The 24,037-nt window shown below is 31.0% G+C and carries 14 protein-coding genes; 7 read left to right on the top strand and 7 right to left on the bottom strand.

The annotated features are described in order from the left end of the window. Positions 1–12 precede the first annotated feature (12 nt). Positions 13–1,683 (top strand): tetratricopeptide repeat protein, encoded by a 1,671-nt coding sequence (locus Q0910_RS16275; RefSeq protein ID WP_299218711.1) that lies wholly within the window; start codon positions 13–15, stop codon positions 1,681–1,683. Positions 1,684–2,018: 335 nt separating this feature from the next. Beyond that, a complete protein-coding gene (locus Q0910_RS16270; protein ID WP_299218708.1) occupies positions 2,019–3,671 on the top strand; it encodes an alpha/beta fold hydrolase in 1,653 nt (550 codons plus the stop codon). Between the two features lie 154 nt (positions 3,672–3,825). On the opposite strand, the gene Q0910_RS16265 is transcribed toward Q0910_RS16270, so the two are convergent. The 5 genes from Q0910_RS16265 to Q0910_RS16245 form a co-directional block, all read right to left on the bottom strand. Then, positions 3,826–5,025: a leucine-rich repeat domain-containing protein gene (locus Q0910_RS16265; protein WP_299218706.1), complete on the bottom strand. Its 1,200-nt coding sequence runs from the start codon at positions 5,023–5,025 to the stop codon at positions 3,826–3,828. Between the two features lie 80 nt (positions 5,026–5,105). Then, on the bottom strand, positions 5,106–5,768 hold the full coding sequence (locus tag Q0910_RS16260; protein WP_299218703.1) for an AraC family transcriptional regulator: 663 nt from the start codon (positions 5,766–5,768) through the stop codon (positions 5,106–5,108). A 749-nt stretch (positions 5,769–6,517) separates the two neighbouring features. After that, complete coding sequence (locus Q0910_RS16255; RefSeq protein ID WP_299218701.1) at positions 6,518–10,078, bottom strand: caspase family protein; 3,561 nt, start codon at positions 10,076–10,078, stop codon at positions 6,518–6,520. A 92-nt stretch (positions 10,079–10,170) separates the two neighbouring features. Then, positions 10,171–10,896, bottom strand: a complete 726-nt coding sequence (locus Q0910_RS16250; RefSeq protein ID WP_299218699.1) for a hypothetical protein — start codon at positions 10,894–10,896, stop codon at positions 10,171–10,173. A 5-nt stretch (positions 10,897–10,901) separates the two neighbouring features. Beyond that, a complete protein-coding gene (locus tag Q0910_RS16245; protein ID WP_299218697.1) occupies positions 10,902–11,561 on the bottom strand; it encodes a hypothetical protein in 660 nt (219 codons plus the stop codon). A gap of 203 nt (positions 11,562–11,764) precedes the next feature. Between Q0910_RS16245 and Q0910_RS16240 the strand changes: the two genes are divergently transcribed. The 5 genes from Q0910_RS16240 (at position 11,765) to Q0910_RS16220 (ending at position 18,401) form a co-directional block, all read left to right on the top strand. Then, positions 11,765–11,929 (top strand): hypothetical protein, encoded by a 165-nt coding sequence (locus Q0910_RS16240; RefSeq protein ID WP_299218695.1) that lies wholly within the window; start codon positions 11,765–11,767, stop codon positions 11,927–11,929. Positions 11,930–12,022: 93 nt separating this feature from the next. After that, positions 12,023–14,011 carry a hypothetical protein gene (locus Q0910_RS16235; protein ID WP_299218692.1) on the top strand — a complete coding sequence of 663 codons (1,989 nt, stop codon included), beginning with the start codon at positions 12,023–12,025 and terminating at the stop codon, positions 14,009–14,011. A gap of 16 nt (positions 14,012–14,027) precedes the next feature. Continuing rightward, complete coding sequence (locus tag Q0910_RS16230) at positions 14,028–14,696, top strand: response regulator (RefSeq protein ID WP_299218689.1); 669 nt, start codon at positions 14,028–14,030, stop codon at positions 14,694–14,696. Between the two features lie 121 nt (positions 14,697–14,817). Beyond that, positions 14,818–16,401: a PKD domain-containing protein gene (locus Q0910_RS16225; protein WP_299218687.1), complete on the top strand. Its 1,584-nt coding sequence runs from the start codon at positions 14,818–14,820 to the stop codon at positions 16,399–16,401. A gap of 65 nt (positions 16,402–16,466) precedes the next feature. Then, positions 16,467–18,401 (top strand): OmpA family protein, encoded by a 1,935-nt coding sequence (locus Q0910_RS16220; protein ID WP_299218685.1) that lies wholly within the window; start codon positions 16,467–16,469, stop codon positions 18,399–18,401. Positions 18,402–18,931: 530 nt separating this feature from the next. On the opposite strand, the gene Q0910_RS16215 is transcribed toward Q0910_RS16220, so the two are convergent. Both Q0910_RS16215 and Q0910_RS16210 read right to left on the bottom strand, forming a co-directional pair. Continuing rightward, positions 18,932–21,898: a carboxypeptidase-like regulatory domain-containing protein gene (locus Q0910_RS16215; RefSeq protein WP_299218682.1), complete on the bottom strand. Its 2,967-nt coding sequence runs from the start codon at positions 21,896–21,898 to the stop codon at positions 18,932–18,934. 868 nt (positions 21,899–22,766) lie between these two features. Then, entirely contained in the window at positions 22,767–23,933 is a 1,167-nt protein-coding gene (locus tag Q0910_RS16210) for a helix-turn-helix domain-containing protein (protein WP_299218680.1), read from the bottom strand. Between the last annotated feature and the right edge of the window lie 104 nt (positions 23,934–24,037).

The following is a 24,037-nucleotide window of genomic DNA, read 5'->3' as shown; positions in this document are numbered from 1 at the left end:
AATCCTTCTATTTTGAAAACCAGAATTTTATTTCTTCTCTTATGTATTATCTCTCTTTTTTCCTATTCACAGGCAGAAAATAAGGCAAAAGATACACGTACTCGAAAGATAGAAGAAACTAAGCTACAAATAGAAAAGGCAGATTCAGATTCTTTACGGTTACCACTTAGATTAAAACTGGCAGGTCAATTATCTTATTTTGATGGTAATATTGCCAAAGAAATCTTTCTAGATGTTCATAAAATAATTAAGGACAAAGGATATAATAGCTACTATTATCAAAAAATGGAAGCAGAATTATTGTATAGTATGTCCAGCATATCTTTGAATCTACAAGATACCCCAACAGCCTTGCAATATGCAAATGAGGCCTTAGATATTGCCAAAGAGATCGAGTATGATTTGATTTTAGGAAGAACGATAAGTAATTTAGGGAATATTTACTCAAGACAAATGGATTTTGAGAAAGCAAAACGATTTCATAAACGTGCATTAGTATTTCATGAAAAGGCAAAGTCAGCTCGTGGGCAAGCACTTACGTTGAATCGAATAGGAAGAATCTTTGGTAAACAAGAAAAGGTGGACTCTGCCAGGTATTATTACAAAAAAGCTATAGAAGCTGATACCTCTAAGGCACTTAGACTACAAATAAAGGGAAATTTAGCTAGTTCCTATGCAAATACCGGAAAATACGATCTAGCTGGTAACATTTATAGAGAAAACTTAAAACTGTTAGATCCAACCGAGTATAATATAAGAGCGCATAACCATTCTAATCTAGCAAAAGTATATGACAAACAAAAAGAATATAGCAAAGCAAATGCGCATATAGATAGCGCTATTTTCTTTTCAAAAAAGGTGAACGCTTTATTTTTAATACAGTCGGCATACCGTGCTAAAGTTGGAATCGCATATAATGATAAAAAATTCTCAGAGTCTTACGAGGCTTTTTTAATTCAAGATAAGTACAAAGATTCTTTAGTAAAGAAAAGTACAACAAAACGTTTTGCCGATTTAGAATTTGCATATCAATATAAGAGAGAAAAGGAACTAGTCGCCCTAAACCTCAAGAATGAATCTACTAAAAAGAAATTGTATTTAGGGTTACTCGTTATTACGGTTCTGGCAGCTTTGTTTTTAATCTATTTTATTAGAAAAAATAATAAACAAAAACTAGAGCTTGTTGCAAATAAAGCTGAACTAGCGGAGCTTGAAAAATTAAAAACGGACTTGGCACTCGCACATCGAGAACGAGAACTTAAAAAAGTGGTGGTAGAAAGCTCTGTTAGAGAAGAAGTCTTTAATAATACAATAAATGATATTAAGCAAGTCACAGCTTTAGAGGATGAGAGAGAACGCAAGTCTGCATTACGCTCCATATCTGCTTCATTATTATCAGAGAAAGGTTCTAAAAAATCATCTTTAAGTTTACAGACGTACCTCGATGAGGTAAATATTGATTTTAAAATACTACTTGATCAACATTTTTCCGAATTAAAACCAAAGGAAAAAGAGCTCCTTTGTCTTATGAAAATGGAGCTCAGTACTACAGAAATTAGTAAGCTTCAAAACAATACAGTAGCTGCTATAAAATCTTTAAGATATCGTATTCGTAAAAAACTTGGTTTAGGCTCTGAACAGGATATTATTGCTTTTATTGAAAATAAAAATAGTACGTTATAAGGTGTTAAAAGGATTATTTACACACAGTTTTTTGATTACATCTATATCTTTTTTAATTTATAAAAACCATATTTTGTAAGTAATATCTTATTATTGTCTTAAAGCGATAAATAAAATTCAATAAATCACACTTCTATTTAATCAGTTGTAAATGAGTGCCTTAAGATGTTTGATACTCTTTTGCTACCCTCTTTTTTTTGCAATGCAGACTCCTTATACATTTATTTGTTTAAGAATGTGTCGTCTAACTTTAGATAAGATTATTTATTATTTATAATGTTCGCTCAAAAAAGCATGATACTGTTTTATCAAATTAAAAGAATAGGATATATTTTATGAAGCCTGAAACGAAATATACTAAGAGTGGTCTGGTTAATATCGCGTATCAGGTATTTGGTTCGGGTCCAGTAGATATTGTGTATATCCCTGGATGGGTGTCGAATATCGATTGGATGTGGTCATGTCCGGAATTGGTTGATTTTTTTACAGAACTAGGTAAGTTTGCCAGGGTAATCCTTTTTGATAAAAGGGGGACAGGACTTTCTGATAGAGTTGTAGAATTTGCTACTCTCGAAGAGCGAATGGAAGATATTACAGCGGTTATGGATGCTGTGGATTCTGAAAAAGCAGTTCTTTTTGGACACTCCGAGGGTGGAAGTGTCTCTGCGTTGTTTAGTGCAACTTATCCTGATCGTGTTATTTCTTTAATCACCTTCGGTATTTTTGCAAAGAGGAGATATTCTAAAGACTATCCTTGGGCGCCAACCGATCAGGAGCGTCAGGTGGTTTATGATATGATTGAGAATGATTGGGGCAGTGGAGAGATGAATTTAGCGTCACTTGCGCCTTCTAAAGCAAAAGATAAAACTTTTATGGATTGGTTAGCTAGTTACTTTCGTTTAGGTGCTAGTCCCAGTGCTGCTTTGAAATTGACAAAAATGAATACTCAGGTTGATATCATAGACATTTTAGGATCTATAAAAGTACCTACTCTGCTACTACAACGTACAGATGATATCGATGTAAAAATCCAGGAAGGGCAATTTATTGCTGAACGTATTCCTGGATCAAAGTTTTTAGAACTAGAAGGAAGCGATCATCTATTTTGGGTAGGAGATACTGATGTTATTTTAGAAGCAATGAGGGCTTTTATAAATGATATAGAGCCAGCACCGGTTTATGAGAAAAAGCTATTTACAGTAATGGTTGGTCACATTATTTCTTCAGGCACTAATAGTTCAGAACATCAAGAAGTTATTAGAAAGTACATAAAACAATATAAAGGGAATATAGTAGAATATACCTCACAAACATTTATAGCTACTTTTGAAGGTCCAAGTAAAGCTGTTTTTTGCGGTTCTGATTTAGTAAAAGCTATGAGAGCTATTAATGCTCCATTATCACTTGGTATAGATATCAAAGAGTGTTTTGTAGAGCATTGTATTTGTGAACAAACTGAAAATTTTGAAGTAACAATTTTTCAACAACCAGTACCTAATCAAATAATACTAACACAAACTGTAAAGAATCTATTATTAGGATCAGGAGTAAGTCTTGCTCCACATAAAGCAAATTTTAAAACGGCATCTGGTGAATGTATTTCGTTGTATACAGTAGTGGAAAATCTAAAACTGGATACGCTTCAAAATTCGGATCAAGACAGATTAGCGAAACACAATTCATTTTTAGAAAAAGTGCTTCAAAACATTTATAACCACTTGAGCAATGATTGTTTTGGTGTAACGACCTTATGCAAAGAGATAGGTGTCAGTGAACGTCAATTACAACGTAAACTTAAAGCGATTACCAATAAATCTCCTAATCAACTTATTTCTTCTGTACGTTTACAGTATGCAAAAGAATTACTCTTAGATCAAGAAAACACAGTGGCTGAGATAGCTTTTCAAACAGGCTTTTCTAGTCCTTCGTATTTTTCTAAATGCTTTAAAAAGGAATTTGCGGTAAGTCCATCAGAATTAATTGGTTAATTAATGTTGATGCCTAAGTCAATTATCAATCTATTTTAATTACTTAAGAAAGTAAAACAAAAATTCTTTAACAGAATCAATGTAATCCAAAAAATAAAGGACATTTAGAAGGCAATTTAAAAGATTGAAAAAGAAGAATTGATTAAAATATATCTCATTTCATTAATTTTTTACTTGGCGTTAATTGATAGATGGAATTTATCTCTATTTCCTTTGTTAGGATATTCTTGCGTTTTGATTTAATATTTTTGATTATTTTCTTATTCATATTGGCTAATTCAGTAGTGTTGTCCAATGGATTGTTATGTAAGGAGACATCCATGACACCTTCTAAATTGTACAATGGCCATAGGTTATCTATTTTATTGTAATCCAACAAAACCCAATCAAGATTTTCCAAAGATGCAATAGGAACAATTGACTTTATTTGGTTACCTGATAAGAATAATTTTTTTAACCTACTCAGGTTTTTCAACTCGTCAATATTGTCGATTTGATTTTCCCTTACATCGAGCCATTCGATGTTGGTTAAGCCTTCAAGAAATTTCAATTCTTTAATTTGGTTTTGTCTCAATACCAATACACCTATGTTTTTGAGGTCTGATAAAGGTTCAAAATCTTTTATCTTGGTATTCATAAGATTTACCTGAATGAGCTTAGTGAGGCCTTCCATAGCTGAAATATCCAAAATAGGGTTTTTTTCCAATATGAGAATCTCAAGTTTTTTTAGCTTCGATACAGCTTTTATATCTGCTACATTATTATCAGGTATCCAAATGCCTTTAAGCTGGACTAAATCTTTTAATGGCTCTAAAGTCTCCAATTTATTGAAGGCCATATTAAAATGGGTTAACTCGGTCCAATTTCGGGCTATTGATATATCTTTTATCATATTGAAGTTTCCTGAAATCCCTTTGAGTTTCTTCAAATTCTTCAACGGTTTTATATCTGAAACGAAATTTCTATCGAAAAAAAAGGTTTCCAAAAGGACTAAGTTTTCAATGGCAGATAGCGATTTGACCTGATTTCCGTTAATAAATAGACTCTTGAGCATGGGTAACCCAGACAAGGGAGTTAAATCAACAATTTTGTTATAATCTAATTTAAGATACGTGAGATTTTTGGCGTGCTCCAATCCGCTAAGTGAAGTAATCCCTTTTCCAACAGCAACGAAGCGTGTCAATGATTCCAAATCAGACTTCAAAAGTTCGCCTGTGGGTTTATCCAAATAATTGCGTATTGCTAAATCGAGATAGAAATCCTCGATTAAGATTTGGTCATTTTTATTTTGTGCGTAAACCAATGTTGTTAAACCTAATAATAGGCATGTCAATAGTATTCTTGAAAATTGCATAAGTAACTGTTTTACCTCAAAAATCAACAATTGTTATGGTAAGTAGACACTAAGTTCTGGTAAAAAAGTTTCAAATTATATTATGAAACTTTTTTCTCCTTTTCCAATTGTTTGATATATTCTTTAGGTGTCTGTGAGGAAAACTTGGAGAATGCTCTATAAAAGGTGGTTTTAGATTTAAAACCAGAATCTTCTGCAATGTATTCTAGTGTAAGACTCTTATGTAATCCTTTTCTAAGTTTATCTTTTACCTCTTCAATTCTATATTTATTAGTAAAATCATTAAAAGAAGTATCCAAATAACTGTTGAGTAATTTGGATAAAACACCAGGAGTGGTTTCCATTAGTTCTGCAAATGTTGATAGAGAAAAGTCAGCGCTTAGAAAAGGTTTTTTAGCCTTCATTATATGCAAGATTGATTTTACTTGTTCATCAGCGACAGCTATACTTACATGCCGCTTTTTCAATTTAGGATTTGAATATGATAAATAACCTACCAAAGAAATGATATACAATACAACGCCATTATATATTTTAACCATCATGGTTAACGAAAAACCCAACCAATCATCTACGGGTGAACTCTTCCAGTAACCGTAGATCTTACCCAGAAGAGTGGTAATTAATTCGAATAGCACTCCGACGAAAAATAGACCTAGTAAGGTCAGCATCCAGGTACGATATTTATCAGCTTCTTTTGAAATATTTATTCCTTCATGATTCCTTACTTCTAAGTATGACATGATTGTGTAACTAAAAAGCAATAGCAAAAGGATAATGCTATGTAGTAGTTGAATCTCGAAATACCCATATCGCAAGATCCATACTCCCTTCATTTCAGGAGAAACAGTCAAACTGCCTATCCAAATTAGAATGTAGTACACCGTGAAAACAAGAGGTAAAATTAAATGAAGGAAACTTTTAGAATCAAACCGAAAAGAGTAACTCAAAAGAGATTTAAGATAGAGGTATAATAAAGGAAAGATAAAAATCACCAAATTGAATGGTAGAAATCTTAAATGATCATTTTTTTCCAATAATCCAGAATTCCCCAAGAAAGTAGGAACTAGAGAAAGACCAACTACTACTAAAAGCCCTATAAGCAATTTATTTGGTGTTTGTTTCCAATTTCTGTTTCTGATTATGAGAAATATCATTATTGTACTCTGGAATAAACCAAAAAGGATTAAAGTAGCTGTAAGGTTTAAGTTCATAAAATTTCAACTTAATGCAATTAGGTTTTAACCGATACATCGGTTTTAATTACTTTTCATATGTTATAAAAATAACAGAATTTATAACATTATATGTATATGAGATGAACAAACGTATAATACGTTCATATATTAGAGGTTTAAATTAAAAGTTGACGAAGTTCAAAAAGGCACAGGACATAAACAAAAAAAGCCTCTTTTTTCCAAGAAGCTTTTTTTACAGTACCGGCGGAGAGATAGTTATCGAGCTTTTTAATGCAAGATTGTGACTAAATAGACTACCACAATCTAAAATTGTTATAGATATTGTCATATCTAATTAAAGGAATATTTTTCTTTGTCTTGCTTTTAAAAGGATCTTTATCATTTTTAATTTTACAATATTCAATGATTCCATTGCAAAATTCTTGAACAGTAATTTCTTTTTTTAAAGTAATTAATTCTAAAATAGCAAGCGTTATCAACCCATTTCCTTTAGTAGTGCTTTCGTAATATTTATCTGTTCCCTCAGATGCAGAAATAACAGTAGTTCCATTGGTTAATTTTAAATCTTCAAATACCTTTCTCATTAAACCTATGGCTTGTATCTCTTTGATATTATTCACATCAAAAACCTCTCCTGAGTAGCAGGTATTCAATATGAACACTCTGTTTCTCGATCGTGTATTCCCTAGAAGGTCATCAAAGTCATCATAAGTGATTCCAGTAGTAGTAATATTATCGATTTTTGAAGTACTTGTACAAAAGAAATATTCATTTTCTACTTGAATTGCATGACCTGAGACAAAAAACAAAATCACGTCATTTTCTTTGGCGGGCAATAAAAATTCAGAAATTTGTTTCAAATTGGTTTTGGTAACCTGCTTATTTACCAGCCCTAAAGATTTTACCGTTGTAGTATTAGTTTGTTTAAAAATGTCCCCTAATTTTATGGCATCTCTTGAAGAATTAGGAGTATTTTTTAGGTATTGATATTCTGAAACTCCTAACGAAACGATATATAGATGAGATGGGGTTGGTTTTCCAACATATTCTACATGTATTTCTTCCTGGTCAGAAGATGTTCCTTGATCATTGATTGCTGATATCAAGATTTTGTTTTCTCCATTGGATAAAACTAGTGGTATGGTTTTAGAATACGATTTTTCTTTTAGATCGTGATCCAATTTTCGGATTAAAACACCATTGACACTGATTTGTAAGTCCTTTAAGTTGTATTTATTATCTGTCGCCTTTATACTAATGTCGATGATCGGATTATCTGTTTTATTAGGTATTTGTGACTTATTTACAATGGTCAGTTCTGGCGCATGGATATCAGATTGTAATTCTTGTTCTTTTTTGCCAATCCGTTGTAATCTTTTCTTGTATGCTAACTCATAAAGTTCTTTCATCCTATAAATACTATCACCTAGCGTTTCCTTTATAGATTCTACAACTAAATCGGGTCTATGATATTTTAGATCAAATTGTTCAAAACCATATGTTTTGTTGTTTTTAAATAAGGATACTAATTCATATCCTTTTCCTTTATTGAAATAATAATTGTCAGGGAGGATTATGATGCTACTTTGATTATCAATGTGATAATACTTGTCGTAGAGTTTGTTTTCAAAAGAGTTGTGATAAAATGATAAACTTCCATGAGCCGTTACAAGTAGTTCTTTATCTTCACTAATGTCAAAATCATCAATAGAATTGTTTAATGATCTAAGACTACCTTCTGTAAGATCTAATATAAAATTGTTCTTTTTTCCATACAATAATACTTTATTACTGTCAAGAATATAAATCTTTCCATAATTTTGTATGCCTTCCTGAATAAAGGTAAATCGTTTTATAATTTTTTTGGTAGTTATATCTACAATTTTTGCTTCATAGAAATTGTTTTTACCGGGTTTTAATGAAAGGAAGGTATTTGCAGTGGGTATTATTTTTGTTATTCCGTTGATTTCTTTAGGTAATGCTTTTAAAACGTTACTTTCTATATCATAAATATAATTGGTGTATGGTTCATAATTGTCTGCTTGTCGTGAAACAGGTAGATTAGATGCACAAATTATAATTTGATTTGTTCTTGGTATAAAACTAACTTTTTGTATAAAAAAGCCGGGGATATTGATGTCGCGTATTCGATCAAAAGATGAATCTTTTATTTGATATAATTTTAGTTTGATGTTTTGGGGATCTACTTTATCGCCGTTAATGTTATACACCTTATTTATCATGTTCTTCATTATATCATCCATCATTTTTTTTAAGTCTAGTGGCTCATTTGGGTTTTCTATCATAGAGGAAACCGTGTTTTTTAGATCTTTTGATACTGCTAATGCCAGATAACTCAAATCTTCATTGATATAATAGGGGTCAAAAGGTGATTTAGGAATTTGTATAGAATCAGTTACAGAAAATGATTTAATATTCCATAATTTTAAAGAGTTATCAGTTTTGGTAATTCCCTTATTCCCTGTTCGGCTATATGTAAAACTAAAAGTTTTGTTTTCATTATTTTCTTTTTTCAAGTGTATAGTTTTTTGATTTTTGAAATCAAAATGCTCTAAATAGATTCCTTTTTTATATACAATAGTAGAATCAGAAGTAAAAAAAGGCGATGCTATACTTACCATATTAGATTGAAAAATCTCATCTGTATCGTATTTATAGTTCCATACATGTATCTCTCTTATGGAAGAAATACTATAATAAACTTCTTTCCTGTATGGATCAACTCTCATAACATTGATACGAGATAATTTTTTCATAAATGATATATCAAAATCTTCAGCTTTAATAATATCATCTGTTCTCATACTACGAATAAGCTGTCCTGTTTTTATATTCCAAACTTGAATATTTCTTCTCTCATCAGAAGTAATTACTGTTTGTGGATCTACAACAATAGCTTCATTGAATGCATATTTATGACTAAGCAAGTTTATGACTTTATTAGTGGTAACATCGTATAACTCTAAATAGGATCTGTTATTAGGATTAATGTTTCCCACACGTTTTGATCTCGGGAGAGATTGCATATACTTACAATTGACAAACAACCCATGTTCAAGACTCCATCCAGGTACAGCTATTTTAAAACCTATTTGAGACTGAAGCTGTGCGCCCATCCAAGTATTTAACCCGAAATCTTTTGAAACAACTTCTTTTTCCAATTCAAAAGAATTTAGGTTCCACTTTTGATACGTAATAGGTTCATTAGGCTTAAAATCGTTCCCTTTGAGGATAAAAAAATAATCGACATCATTAGAAAATTCGAAGTCAATAATACTTTTAAAACGATCCTCTTTTATTTTTAGATGTTTTAATATCGAAAACAAACCGTTTTTATTTTCATAGATTTTTATTCCATTTTTTCTATGGACTATTGCTATCTTATCACCTCTATCATTAAATCTTATTTTAGTAAAATAATCTATTAAATTATCGTTTTTAGAATCTAACTTCAAAAATGGTTGATCTTCATGAATTCTATAGAATTCTAAAACACGAGCTTTTTTATCTTTTAGATCACTTTTTAAAAGTGCATATATATTTCCCGAATGATTGATTTCGAACTTATCTGTTTTTTTTCTTGGATCAAGCTTTTTTTTCAATTGAATTCTTCTGGAATTTGTATCCCAAACTTCTAATTGATTGTCAGACAAAAGAATAAGCCTTGATTTGTCTCCGCTTAATTTAAAATTAATCCCTAAAGTTTGAGGGGTTTGGGATAATTCTGAAGCAGGTTTTTGAGCCGTAAGAATCTCTTGGTTTTGAGCACATAGTATGTAGGAAAAATGAAATATAATAGAGAAAAGTAAGACTAATAGAGAGTTAGATTTCATTGTTAACTTTTTAAGTTAATACGCTGATTGAGTTACAATAAAAATAAGACGTATTAATACTAGTTTTTTGCGACAAACCGCAACTATAGAAATTACATTTCTACCATAAAAGGCTCTGATTGTATAATCTGTCCGTTAGTAAACTTAAAACTGATATGTAATAAAACTTTAGATCTCTCAAAACTGCCCTTCCAGTAGTCAGAAGAAAATAGCCTTAGATTTAATGCTAGTCCACCATCTTTAACAGCGTGAGTCTGGTTTAATTCCAAAAATTGGTTCTGACCTATTTTAGTAATATCAATAATTAGTTTTTCTCGTTCATCTTTTTTATGTTCAAAATAATCTTTATCTGTACTTAAAGGGATTCGGGTACTATAAATATATACGATGACTTCATTGATGTGGTAAATTACATTACTTTTCTGTAATTCGAAAGCGAAACGAAACTCTGGTGATGTCTGTATATATTTGGCATAACAGGGGCGTAGATTTTCTTTCCAAAAAGCTTCAAAATCTTTACTTTTTTGCTGGCCGTCAAATTGTTTTTTTAATTTACGAACTCTAAGATCACAATCGGTTATGTACTCTTCTAAAGATGTTTTAGGAGCAAACTCAAAACTTCTGATAACATCCGGAAACCTTTTAAACAAACTATCATTTTTTACATAACTAACAAAAACATCTTTAGCGTATGTTTCTTCTTTATAATAATCAGAATGAAGTTCTGAGGCCAGTAACTGAATATCCTTTTTGTTTTGTGCTTGTGCACTAGATAAGACCAAAAATAATATAATAACCACTAAATATAGATTTTTCATGCATCTCATAGCTTTGATAAAATAATAGGATTCATTTCTTTCCAAAAAGGTAATATCTCAATCATTTCGGCACCAGGATATTCTTTACCATCATTGTCTTCTATCGAATAATAATATAATTCTGCTTTTCCGGTGGACAACCAGGTATAGAATTGATATCCATTTTTTTTAGATAATTTTCCTAATTCAGTTTGGTTATTTTCATCTATTAAGAAGACGACAATTTCTTTTTCTTGTTTGGAGGTTATGGGTACTCTTCTAAAAAAAGAGAAGGTGATTAATATCACTACAAATAATATAGAGATTATTAGAGCCATTGTTTTAAATACCCTCTTTTTTGATGTTTTAGCTGTTTCTTTTGTAATATGTATATCTTTTATAGAATTTCTTGATTTTTCTATAAAATCTAAATAATTCTCATATCCTAAATATTGGGTTAGATAGTTAATAGTAACCTCAGAAGGTCCTCCTTTTTCTTTTCCTTCTATAAATTTTTCATATACCCGCTTGATGGTTTTACTATCGATTCGGCCTTCTATTTCGGGATTGGCATCAAGAGTATCTGAAATATGATTACAAATAGCATTTTTTGTAGGATTGCTAAGCTCTTTTTTAGCTTTTTCAAAAACTAAAAGAGCTATTTTTTTGATAACCTCATGACTCATAAGGTAAAATTACAAATTAATTAGACATCTCTTAGGTACTGTATTTACCGGTGTCCAAAAATTGTCCATAACAAGTCCATTCTTTGACAAGCTCATAACAACCACTATCTCATTACTTTGTTCTAGTAATTACAGGAGCAATATAATATTGCCATAGTATTGAGAGGCCTCTCATTTTTTCTAACAATTAAATGTTTTTAAAGATGAGAAATTCAAGTAAATTTTTATTCGTAATGGTAATGATGTTTAACTTCAGTTTAATTTCATGCGCAGACAATAGTCTAGTAGATACAGAGGAATTATATCAAGAAGTTTTAAGCACTACAGGAGAAGAAGGAGAAGTAGTAGAGGAACCTGATGATGACTAAAGTCAATAAAATTTTGATAAGCCACATGTTATTTGTGGCTTATCTTTTTTATCTTTATTGAGTTGATTTTCCTGGTTTTTAAATGTTTAAATTTTGAAAAAATTAAAAATGTGCTATGGATGGATTCAGGAAAAATTTATTGTTAATTCAAAAAAAGTGAATTACAAGATTTTTATTCTTGTTTTAATTTCCATATTTTATTCTTGTCAGGATAGACAAATTAATAACTCATCCCGAGAAAAACAATCTTCTCATATTATTAATTATTATAAAATATCTAAAGATAAAACACAAAGCATATCCGATAGGAAATATGCAATCAATAAAGCTTATAAATTATTAGCTAAACAGCCAAAAGACACATTGTATTGTAAAGTGCTGTATCAGAAAGGAGTGATTCACTATTCGAAAAAAGAGTTTGATAGTTTATGGTTTTATGCTAATATTTTATGGACTCAGGCCAATACAATTGAAAATTATTATTATCAAGGAAAAGCAAATTACTTAAAGGCATACTATCTGGATAAGATCAGGTTTATTCGAGATAGTGCCTTTTATTACTACAATAGATCCAAAAATAATTTTTTAGTACTTCAGGATAGTAGTGAGGTAGGAAGGCGTCTATTGAATATGGCATACATTCAAAAGAATAGTAGTGATTTTTTTGGAAGTAAAGAAACCATTACGAATGCTTTGAGGTATTTGATACCTGAAAAGGACAAAAAATACATTGCCTCGGCATATAATGTTTTAGCTATAAATAATAAATACTTATTAAATAAAGAAGATGCCATAAAATACTATAAAAAGGCAATTGTAAGTACGCAATCAAATATTGATCAATTGATATACACGAACAACTTATATGTAATGTATATTCAAAATGAAGAATATAGAAAAGCTATTGTATCATTCAGAAATATTCTAAAAGATTCTTTAATCCATACAGTACCTAAAGAAAGAGCAAGGGTTTTGGATAATCTTGCATATGCTCAATGGTGTAAAGATACTATAGATGTAGAGGAACAACTTTTAAAAGCGTCAGATATTAGAATTAAACATAATGACAAACTAGGATTAATAGCAAGTTATACACATTTAGGGGAGTTCTTTTTAAGAAAAGATGAACAAAAAGCAATGGATTGGTTCACTAAGGCAATTATAACTTCTAAAAGGATAAAAAACCCTAGAGGAGAGTTAGATGTTTTATTTTTTTTAATGAAAATCAAACCAAATGATATTTCTTTAAAAAATAGATATATTAAGTTGAATGATAGTTTGTATAAACAAGAATTAAGGGTTAAAACCCAGTTTGCTAAGATCCAATATGACGATCAACTTAAAACTGAAGAAATTCTAAAACTGAAAGATATTATGGTGAAGCAGCAGTTGAAGGTTTCTATACAAAGAACTCAAAAGATTATATACTTGCTGGCAGGAATTTTATTATTAGTTACTATTACTTTTTTTAGTCATTATTTAATCCGAAAACATAGAAAAGAAAAAGAAAAAGAAGTCTATAAAACAGAAAAAAGAATTTCTAAAAAAATCCATGATGAATTGGCAAATGATATTTCTAATCTTGCCAGTTATGTAGAAAAAACTGCAGAGGCCTCCATGCCTTCTACAAAAGAAGTGTTAGGAAATAAATTGCAGAATATGTACCTCAGAGCAAGAGATATTTCGATAGAAACGGCTACCATAGACGTTGATAACTATAAAAGAGAACTCATCAACCTGATACAGCAATACAATACGAATGCTGTAAATGTAATCACCAACTTGTCAGAAATGGAATGGACCACCACACCAGATTATAAAAAAATAGCAGTGTATAGAGTGTTACAGGAGCTTTTTATTAATGCCAAAAAACATAGTAATTGTAAGAGGATAACACTTATAGCAAGGGATAGAGAAAAGAAGAGGGTGATTACATATACTGATGATGGAGTAGGATGTGATATTAGTACTGTGAAAACAAATGGATTGGTCAATGCGGAAAATCGCATAGATAATATTAAAGGGAAGCTTACTTTTGAAACAAGCTCTGGAGAGGGTTTTAGAGCCACTATAGTATTCTAAAAAATAGTGAATAACAATGTTTAAGAAAATATTAGTCGCGGAAGACCAACAAAGTATAAGTGCAGGGCTAAAAAGTACACTGACAAAGCTTGATATTCCCCTTATCGAAACTGTTGATTACTGTGATAATGCACTACTTAAGTTAAAAGCTGCTTTACTAAAAAATGTTCCGTTTGATCTTTTGATTACAGACCTTTCTTTTAAAGAAGATCACAGGTTGCGAAAATTACGTTCTGGTGAGGATCTTATTCAACAGGTCAAAAAAATACAGCCGGACCTTAATGTTATTGTTTTTTCCATAGAAAACCGTATAGGTATCGTTAAAAAACTAATCGATGTATATGGGATTAATGGATACATATCTAAAGGAAGGCGTGAAGCAGAAGACCTAAATAAAGCAATAAAAGCGATTTTACGAGGAGTCCCATATTTTTCTGAAGATATTGTAGCATTACTTCATAATGCTGGGAATATATCAGAGGTAAACACATCTGATAAATTAATTCTGGAATTATTGGCGAAAGGGCTCAATCAAAAACAAATTTCTGAACATTTTAAGAAGAACAATATACCTTCAGGTAGTAAACGAAGTATAGAATATCGATTGCAGGATCTTAAAATACTTTTTGAAGCCGATACCCTTCCTCACCTGATTAGTATTGTAAAAGATATAGGTCTGATTTAGGTATCTTATTAAAAATATTCTCTTTGCGTATTTCCGCAAGCTAATGACCTTTATGCGCTTTATTTTTGATGTAATTCACATATCACATTGAGTTAGAAATAATCATCAAAAATTACAAATCATGGGGGCAATATCGTATGTAAACCAATTTTCATTTTTCGCTAAAATTAAATACAATCTACAAAATCAGTGTCAATACATAAAAAAAAGAAAGCTTTATAAATTAGGGTTATGCTTACTTTTTGTTATTCTGGTAGGAGGATGTAGTGAGGACGAATCAGATTCTGATGTTGATCCTCCAACTGCAAAAATCACAATAAGTACAGAAATGATCAATGCCGGAGAAGAAGTTACATTTACGAATGCATCAACAGGTCAGGTCGATCAAATCGAATGGACATTCGAAGGAGGGAATATTTCTAATTCTAATGCCCCAGTGACAACTGTTCTTTATCAAAATGAGGGAAATTTTAAAGCGACTCTTAGAGTTTCTAACTCCGGAGGATCTGATACTACAGAACAAATAATTCAGGTAAATGAGGTAATTTCTAATAATGTAAAAGCAGATTTCCTATCCAATGCGCAGCGCATTGCAATCGGTTCAGAAGTGTCTTTTTTTGATTCATCTACAGGAACTCCAAACCAATGGAGTTGGACTTTCTCTGGTGGAACACCAATAAATTCAACTGAACAAAACCCAAAAATTATATATAATATTTTAGGAACATATGCTGTAACATTAGAAGTACGCAATGATAATAGTTCAGATACAGAAATCAAAGAAAACTATATTACTGTTTATGAACCAACGCAAGCTGATTTTGATTTTGACGTTAATGAGGTTACACAAGGTGGAGAAGTACGTTTTACAGATCGATCTGTCAGTGCAGATCAGTGGAATTGGACTTTTCCAGGTGGAACTCCTGAAACTTCTGCCGAGCGAAACCCAGTAGTCACCTATAATACTCCGGGAATCTATTCCGTGACCTTAGAAACTAGAAATGACAATAGTTTAGATACAGAAATCAAAGAAAATATTATTATGGTTCTTCCGGCTCCGGATTTACAAAGTGATCTGGTTGGTCATTATAAGTTTGATACTGATGCAACGAATGAAGTCGATCCTAATAACCCTGGGATCCTTCAGGGAAATCCTAGTTTTGTTGCAGATAGAAAAGGAAATAGCAATGCAGCTATATCTTTTAATGGAACATCAACTTATGTAAATTACATAAACCCAATACCCGGTCCTGACTATACAGGGGATCTGACATATTCATTTTGGATCAATATAGCAAACATAAATACAGAGTCCACCATTATTGGATTATTTTCTTCTAAATCGGCTATAGATATCAGAAATGTAAATGATCAAATAGAATATAAAGTTGTATTTAGAGGTAATGGAGCTGCCAGTACTTCTCAAACTGAAATAGTTAAAGCTACAATTTCTGATAATTCTTGGATACACATTGCTATACGACATGCATCTGCTGATGCTTTTGAGATCTTTGTCAATAATCAACTATCTGGTAGAGAACAGATAACAAGAACTCAAATATTTGAAAGATCTGAAAATTCATATATGGCGGCTAAGGATATATCAGGTTCAGAAGATCAACACTATGAAGGGTTTGTTGATGATTTAAGAATATATACCAGAGCACTTACAAATGAAGAAATTAAACTTCTATTTGAAGAATAACCACAAACAAGATTTTACTAATAAAACGAAATAAGTTATAGCGATATAGACATAAAAATAATAATATGAAAGCATTAAATTATTATAGTATATTAATTGTAATATGTATAACTCAATTAGCCCATTCACAATACAATGCTTCAGGGCTTTGCTTTAGGGCAAACCTAAAAGATGTAGAAAGTTATGAATTTTTTGTTGCGAACAAAAGTGTATATAAAGCAACCCGTAGCGGTTATATTATTTTTTGGGTGTATGGTGAACCAATCATTGATTTGAAAATAATCGAAACTTTGCCAAATGGAAACCAACGTACTTCAGAAAGAAAGATATCAGTAAAGCAATATAGGTATGGAAATGGTCCTTGGAACAATATTTTTTATCGTCGTATCAAAAAAGGTAAAGATATAGGGAAATGGCAATTTGGGGTGTATGCCAGGTTAGGATCTAAAAAGCTTACTCAAATAAAAGTTTACAATGAAAATGGGCGTACTTTTTTTGATCGATATGATAGAGAAGATGTTAATGTTGAAGATAAAATAACTAAATATGATTATAAAATAGGGGCAGATAAATATGTTTTGATGAAATCACTAAACAGTAGTAATGATGATTATTTTCCTATGGTAAACCCATCTGCAACAAAACTATACTTTACAAGCAAACGAGGAAGCAGATTTGGTAATCCCGGAAAAGAAGATTTGTATACCGTAAACTTATATGAAGGAGGTATAGGAGAAGCGCAACTATTGCCGGACCCCTTAAATTCTATAAACAATGAAGGGTCTTCTACATTTACCGGAGACGGTCAAATGCTTGTGTTTACAAGATGTGATTCGCCGGATGGAATAGGAGGTTGTGATTTATATACATCGTCTTTATATGGTGAAACTTGGGAGACTCCCAGAAATATGGGGGTTACTATAAATTCTTTAAAATGGGATTCTCAACCCTCTGTTTCTGCAGACGGGTCAAAACTGATATTTTCATCACAAAGAAAAGGAGGGTATGGAGGGGCTGATCTCTATATTAGTTTTAAAAATGAGTCTGGAGAATGGAGTGTTCCTGAGAATCTAGGAGATAGAATCAATACGTCAAGCGAGGATAAATCCCCGTTTTTAGCACCAGATGGACGTACTTTGTATTTTAGTTCATCAGGTCACGGAGGGTATGGAAAAACTGATATGTTTAAAACAGTATATATCGATGGACAATGGTCTCAACCTATTAATATGGGTAATGTAATTAATACACTATATGATGATCTATATTTTACTACATCAGCCTCTGGAGATTATGCATTTTTTGCTTCAGAAAAACCTGGAGGAGTAGGAGGTTTGGATATTTATCAAATAGGTTTGCCTCCAGATATGAAACCTACTGCTACTACTATAGTTACAGGTACCGTTTGGGATCAATTTCAAAAACCTATTACCGCTAACATTATTATTCAAGATTTATCTACTGGTGATTATATAGCTAACACGCTTAGTAATTCCAAAACAGGACAATATATGGTAATACTTCCGGCAGGCAGAAGTTATAGTATGACTGCTAGTGCAGAAGGCAGATTTTTTAACTCCCAAAATTTTAGATTAGATGATCAATTGAAATACAAAGAGGTTAATAGAAATATCACGCTCGAAGAAATAAAAGTTGGAGCCAAAGCTCGATTAAATAATATATTTTTTGATACCGGTAAATCCAACTTAACCATAGAAAGTAGGTTAGATCTCAATAGAATTGTTAAAATGATGAAAGATAGTCCAACCATGATTGTAGAAATAGGTGGGCATACGGATAATGTAGGAGAAGAATCTCTAAATATGTCGCTTTCATTCAAAAGAGCCCAATCGGTTAAACACTATTTGGTTCAAGCTGGGATTTCTGCTGATAGATTAAATGCTAAAGGCTATGGAGAAAATGAACCTTTTACTACTAATCTTACAGAAGAAGGTAAAGCACTAAATAGGAGAACCGAGTTTTTAATTAAGGATTACTAATTGTCTTATTATTAGAGTGTGAAATTTTAAGAAATTGATTTAAATACTTGATGGTCAAAAAGGAGAAATATTTTGCAGATGAGCATGTCTCGGATTTAAGAAGAGCAGGAAAACACAACAGAGCAATTTCGGATCTTAGTAAAATAAACAAAATAGAGAATATTTGGTAGCGTAAATATAAAATATCCAGATAGTAAAAAAACAGTCTCAATAATTACCAGATAGAAATTTGTAGCTGCTTTGCTAGCGTCTATTCTAAGAATGTTACGTGATACAATGTATAATCTAGCATTAAGTAATCGTGTAAAATGGTTTGAACAATCTAAAAGCTATACGATCAATTTTAGATAAATTAATAATTTTTCGTGAGTATATAACTAGTATATAGTTATAGAAAAGTACTCACCCCAAAAAAAAGGATTAATGTATTTTAAGAACGATATGATTAGAAAATAATGAGCTTCATAAAGCTTTTTATACGTTAAACCTGAAGAACATCAAAAAGCAATTATCTTTATCTTTATATTGTTTTATAAAACAAATTTGTCTAGCGTTACTTTTTGTTCTTGATTATACAGTTTAACGACTTTCACAATTTTCGTTTGATTAGAGAGCCCATAGTTTCTGTAAATTGTATATTTCATTAACGAAGGAGTAGGGTTTGATTCTTTTTCAAAAGACTGAATATTAATAATCCATTCTCCTTCTATAAAAGGTTCGTCTATAATGAACTCTTCTGATACGACACCACTTTTTATTCTGTTCGAAAGTAATTCTTGATTTTCTTCAAACGTATGAGACCATTTATAAAACTTTTTCTGAGGATCAACGAACTGTAATTCAAATTCTGTAAGAGGTTTGTTCCATTCAAAAACTATACGTACAGGAGAGCTTTCTGCAACTAGTAAATCTTTTGGCAAATCAGTATATGATATTTCGGATCTATGATTATTTAGGAAATGTCTGAATTGCGCTTCTGCTTGAGGCAATATTTCTGAGAAATCGATATTCTTATCGTCATTATTTAAAATTCTTTTATAAAGCTCAAACGATTGTTTATACTTTTTGTTTTCTTTATAACTTCTGGCAAGATCAAGATAGGATTGAGCATAATGTGGTTTTAAATCTCCTATTTTTTCATAGATCAATAAAGCCTTTTCTATTTCATTTCTTTCTTCCAGATAAAAGGCTAAGGTCCGTAATACACTATAGTTACTTTCGGATAACTCTGCCAGGTTTGATAAAATTTGATCCGAAAATTTTTTGTCCCACCTTTTAAAATAGTACATACTATAGATGTGAAAAGGTACTTCTAATCGATGTGTTTCTAGCAATGAAAAATAGATGTTTTTTGCATTTGAGTAGCTATCGCTTTTCCATAAGGCGTTCAAGTATGCAGGTCTTTTTAGGTTAGGGTCTAATAAAAAGTGGGATTCTTTATACTCATTACCTTCAACCAAAAGTGATGGAGTAGACTCTTTTTTTTCTAAAGCATCTATATTAAAAACTGTTGTAATAATAAATACGCCACCGCTTGTACCATATTGAGTCATTTGAGCAAACGAATTTATCAACGTGATACTTTTTATTTGTGATGGTAATAGATGAACTGGAGGTCTTTTATATACAGCACCATCTACAACAAAAATAGGAGTGGTTCCATACCAAGCAAGAGCTTTGGTAACACCGATACTAACTTGGTCACCAAACCCTGTAACCTGAACACCTGGTATGATTCGGAAAACATCTCCAAAGAAAAATGAAGATTTAGGAAACTGTTCGTTGTATATAGTAAAATTAGCACCAACTATTCTTTTCTTTTCATTTTCTCTGTTTATGTCTTGTTTTGATCGTGAATCATTTTTTGATTTTAAGTATACTTGATCAAGAGTTTTATACTTGGGTTTTAGTGTTACTGATATTTTTTTTGATGTATCAATCTTCACTCGTTTTGAATCCATTCCAAATGCTTTAAAAACAAGTACATCATCGTACTCTGCATTGATTGAAAATTCACCATTGGCATTCGTCTCTACCTCATTTAGAGAACCAACTAAAGATACACTACATCCTTGTATTGGCATGTTGTTTTTTGTGAATACGGTTCCTTGAATACTGTTTTTTGTGAGATCGATATTGTATACCGATTGATCTTCGATATCATTCATGATAACATCGACAGCAGTTTCCGTATTTATTTTTGATAAGTTAATATAATATCCTTCGTTAGAAATACTTGCATTTTGAAGGATCGTATGATTTGCTTTTGGATTACTGTTTACATAAAATGCAGGAGTGGTATACATAAATTTATGATCTCCATAGGTGTGAATACCATCCGTAAATACCAAATATTGATCTGGTGTTTGTGTTTGTTTAAAAAGATCGACAAAATTACTGCCACCATTATATCGTAGCTTACGGATCTCAGAAAGCAGCTCTTTACTATTCCCTTGTTTTACGTAAAATGTTATATCCTTTCCGATAGTATTAGAAAAGGGCACTAAAGTTATCTGGGCTTCTTTAAGCTTATCGATGTATTTCTTTAAAAAATCTAATTCTGTTTCTAAATCTATGTTTTTTCTTGATAGTGAGGTATCCCAATATAATGTTATATTTTCCGGCTTCTTTCTTTTTTTAATAGTATTAGAGGAATCGGGAAACGAAATATCTAGTTTAAAAGCCATACTGATCCCGTATTTGACTTCCCAATCATCCTGACTAATATATTTCACAAATCCTTTTCTGTTATTACTTCCGCAAATTGCAAAACCAATGTCTTCTCCATAAACTTCTACAAGTTCCAAACTTACAATGATATCTTCATTGACCACAATATTGTGAGGAGATAAGTCTATACTTTCTTCTCCTTCTTTTGTAACTATAGTGTGATATATATTACCGGTGAGAATATTTACTCCCGGTTTCCTTTTTTGTTTTTTGTAAATGTTGACTCTTACTAGTAAACTGTCACTGTAATTTTCTAAGACATAAAATTTTAATTTTTCCAGCTTTGTATTTTTCTTTCTAATTTTCATAGAAGATGCGATTTCACCTCCTAACGCTTTTTTATCTTTCCAGTATCCCATAAATTTTTTAGAATAATGGTAAGGACCAATCGTCATTTTTTGTCTTTCCGTTGCTATTATCACAGTTTCTTCCAAAGTGGAAATATCGGGTTCTACATATATCTTATCATCTTTTAATAAGAGTTTATACAGCTTTTTGGCAGTAAGGGTAATGCTTTTGTAGCCAATGCTGGATATTTGCAAAACATCGTCGTTGTCTATTTTTCTCTCATCATACCGTAGCACAAACCTACCATCACTTTGACTTACGGTACCAATACCTTTTTCCAGAAATCCTACATTAACATAAGGCACAGCTTGTTGAGTTTCTTTATCTAAGACATATGCATCGATGGTAATCTCGTATTGGCCTACTGCAAGTTGATAACTTGCAAGAAATATCCAAAAAAATAGAGCTTTTAGTTTCATATGCGTGATTAATTTTATTGGAACAGTTTTTAGTGTATATTTTTAGTTTCCGTGATCAATACTAAAAATACTACTGAAACCGTAGTTTACACTCCCTAATGCTGTTAAAAATCTGTTATAAAAGCGGTTACAGGCCTGTTTTTCTATTTTGTTTAACACTTGTTAAAGAAAATAGGAAGAAATACTTGGAAAACGGAGCGCTATTTTAAACTCATTAATGAGAGTGAAAATGCTATTGAAGTTGGTTGGTACACTAATCCAATAATAATCTAATACAACAAGTACTAAAGTAGAACGATAAGCATATAAATAAAGAAATGTACAATTCGATTGGGTTTTTGAGCTTAAAAAGGTTCAAAATGTATTCAAAAAGGCAGTAGATTTTAATAGTACAGAGATAATGCTTTGTCGGATTTTAGAATTATCCAAGTGAAAATTGTGTTACCCCAAACAAAAAAACCGACTCTTAAAGTCGGTTTTTCCTTTAGGCCTGCACTGAGCTAAGCCGAAGTGTGCAGGCGAAGCGACAATTATCAAACTTTTTAATGGAAGATTGCGACTTAATAATTAGAAACTCTGTTTTACATAATACAAAGCCTGGTTGTAATTTTTTTTTGAAGATAATCATTAGTTTTCCTGACTCATAACTCGAAGGTCACTGGTTCGAGTCCAGTTGCCAATACTATCTATAACCTCTTTGTTTTGAGTGAGTTATTTTTTATTACGACTGTTTTTACTTGTAAAGGTTCATAAAGAAACAGGACTTCTTTATGAAGAAGTCCTGTGTTAAACCCCTGTTTTTCTTGTTACTAATTCTTCGTAATTTAATATTCTTTCCGGTTGACTTTCTAAGTTGACAAATCTCAGATTAATTATTTATCTCTGTTTTATCCTCTAATTTTTTGATATAATTACTCGGAGAATCCTTCATGACTAATTTAAACGCATTATAAAAAGTAGATTTAGAATTAAATCCAACATCTATTGCTAATGCGATAAGCGTATTCTTATGGTGTTCTCCTTGTTGTACCTTTTCAATAAAAGCTTCTATTCTTAAAGTGTTGATGAATTCATAAAATGTTTGTTGATGAATTTTGTTTAAGAACCACGAAATATTATTAGGTGTTGTATCTATTTTTTTCGCAAGTTTATTCAAATTTATATTAGATTGAAGAAAAATCTGTTCTGTACAAATAATATGATCTAATTTGGTTTTTAAGCTTTGGATTTCTTCCGAATTTAATCTTGGTTTTGTGATTTTCTTTTTATCTATAGAAGTGATTGATACTCTAAAAATTTCAGGCTCCCTAAAATTATAATATCCAATTATATAAACAAATAAGGATATTGTAATCCAAATAGAATAGTAGTTTATTAATGGATTTGCCTTATTTTCAAGTTGCCAATTTAAAAAACTAAAGCTCCACAAAATTATAAATATCATCAAAGTGATTACAATAAAATGAAGAAACTTTTCTATATCCTGATTATATGAAATCTGATTTTTTCTGATTTTTTTATATCTTTTTTGCAAATCGAATAATTTTATTGTATAAAAAATAAATGATAATAAACCGGCTAATTCTATAATAAAAAATAAGATCTTAACTATTCCCGATCGGTACATTTCTTCAAATTCATCAGTAGAATAAAATAGTGTCCAAACAAAATAAATAAAATGAATTAATGATGGTAAATAATGTGTTTTTTTAAATCTAGATAATTTTTGTTTCTCAAATACTAGTTGCCTGACATAGATGTATAAGAAAGGGCCGAATAAAAAAATAATGTTATCAAGAATTGAATTCATCCGCCAGCTTAAGTTTTCTGGGAAGTATTTTCGAAAAACAACACCTGATAACATTAAGGTTGCCAATAATACTATTATGGATAGAGTTTTATTTGCAGTCCTATTTTTGTTTTTTATAAATTGAAGAGAAATGGATAAAAAAACACCTTGGCTTATACCTATAAATAAAAAGATATCTAATATAGAAAAGGACATCATTGGTTTTAATAATGTGATAGTAGACAATTATTAAGTATTTAAGATGTTGATACTTCTTTGGAATAACAAGAACTAATAATTCTTTCAATTTTTAAAACCAATTAAGTTTTTTTTAATAAAAGATGATAGTT

Origin of the sequence: uncultured Aquimarina sp., assembly GCF_947495315.1 — a bacterium.
Classification (GTDB): Bacteria; Bacteroidota; Bacteroidia; order Flavobacteriales; family Flavobacteriaceae; genus Aquimarina.
Note: the sequence above shows the minus strand (reverse complement) of the source record. Positions and strands in the feature narration are given on the sequence as shown.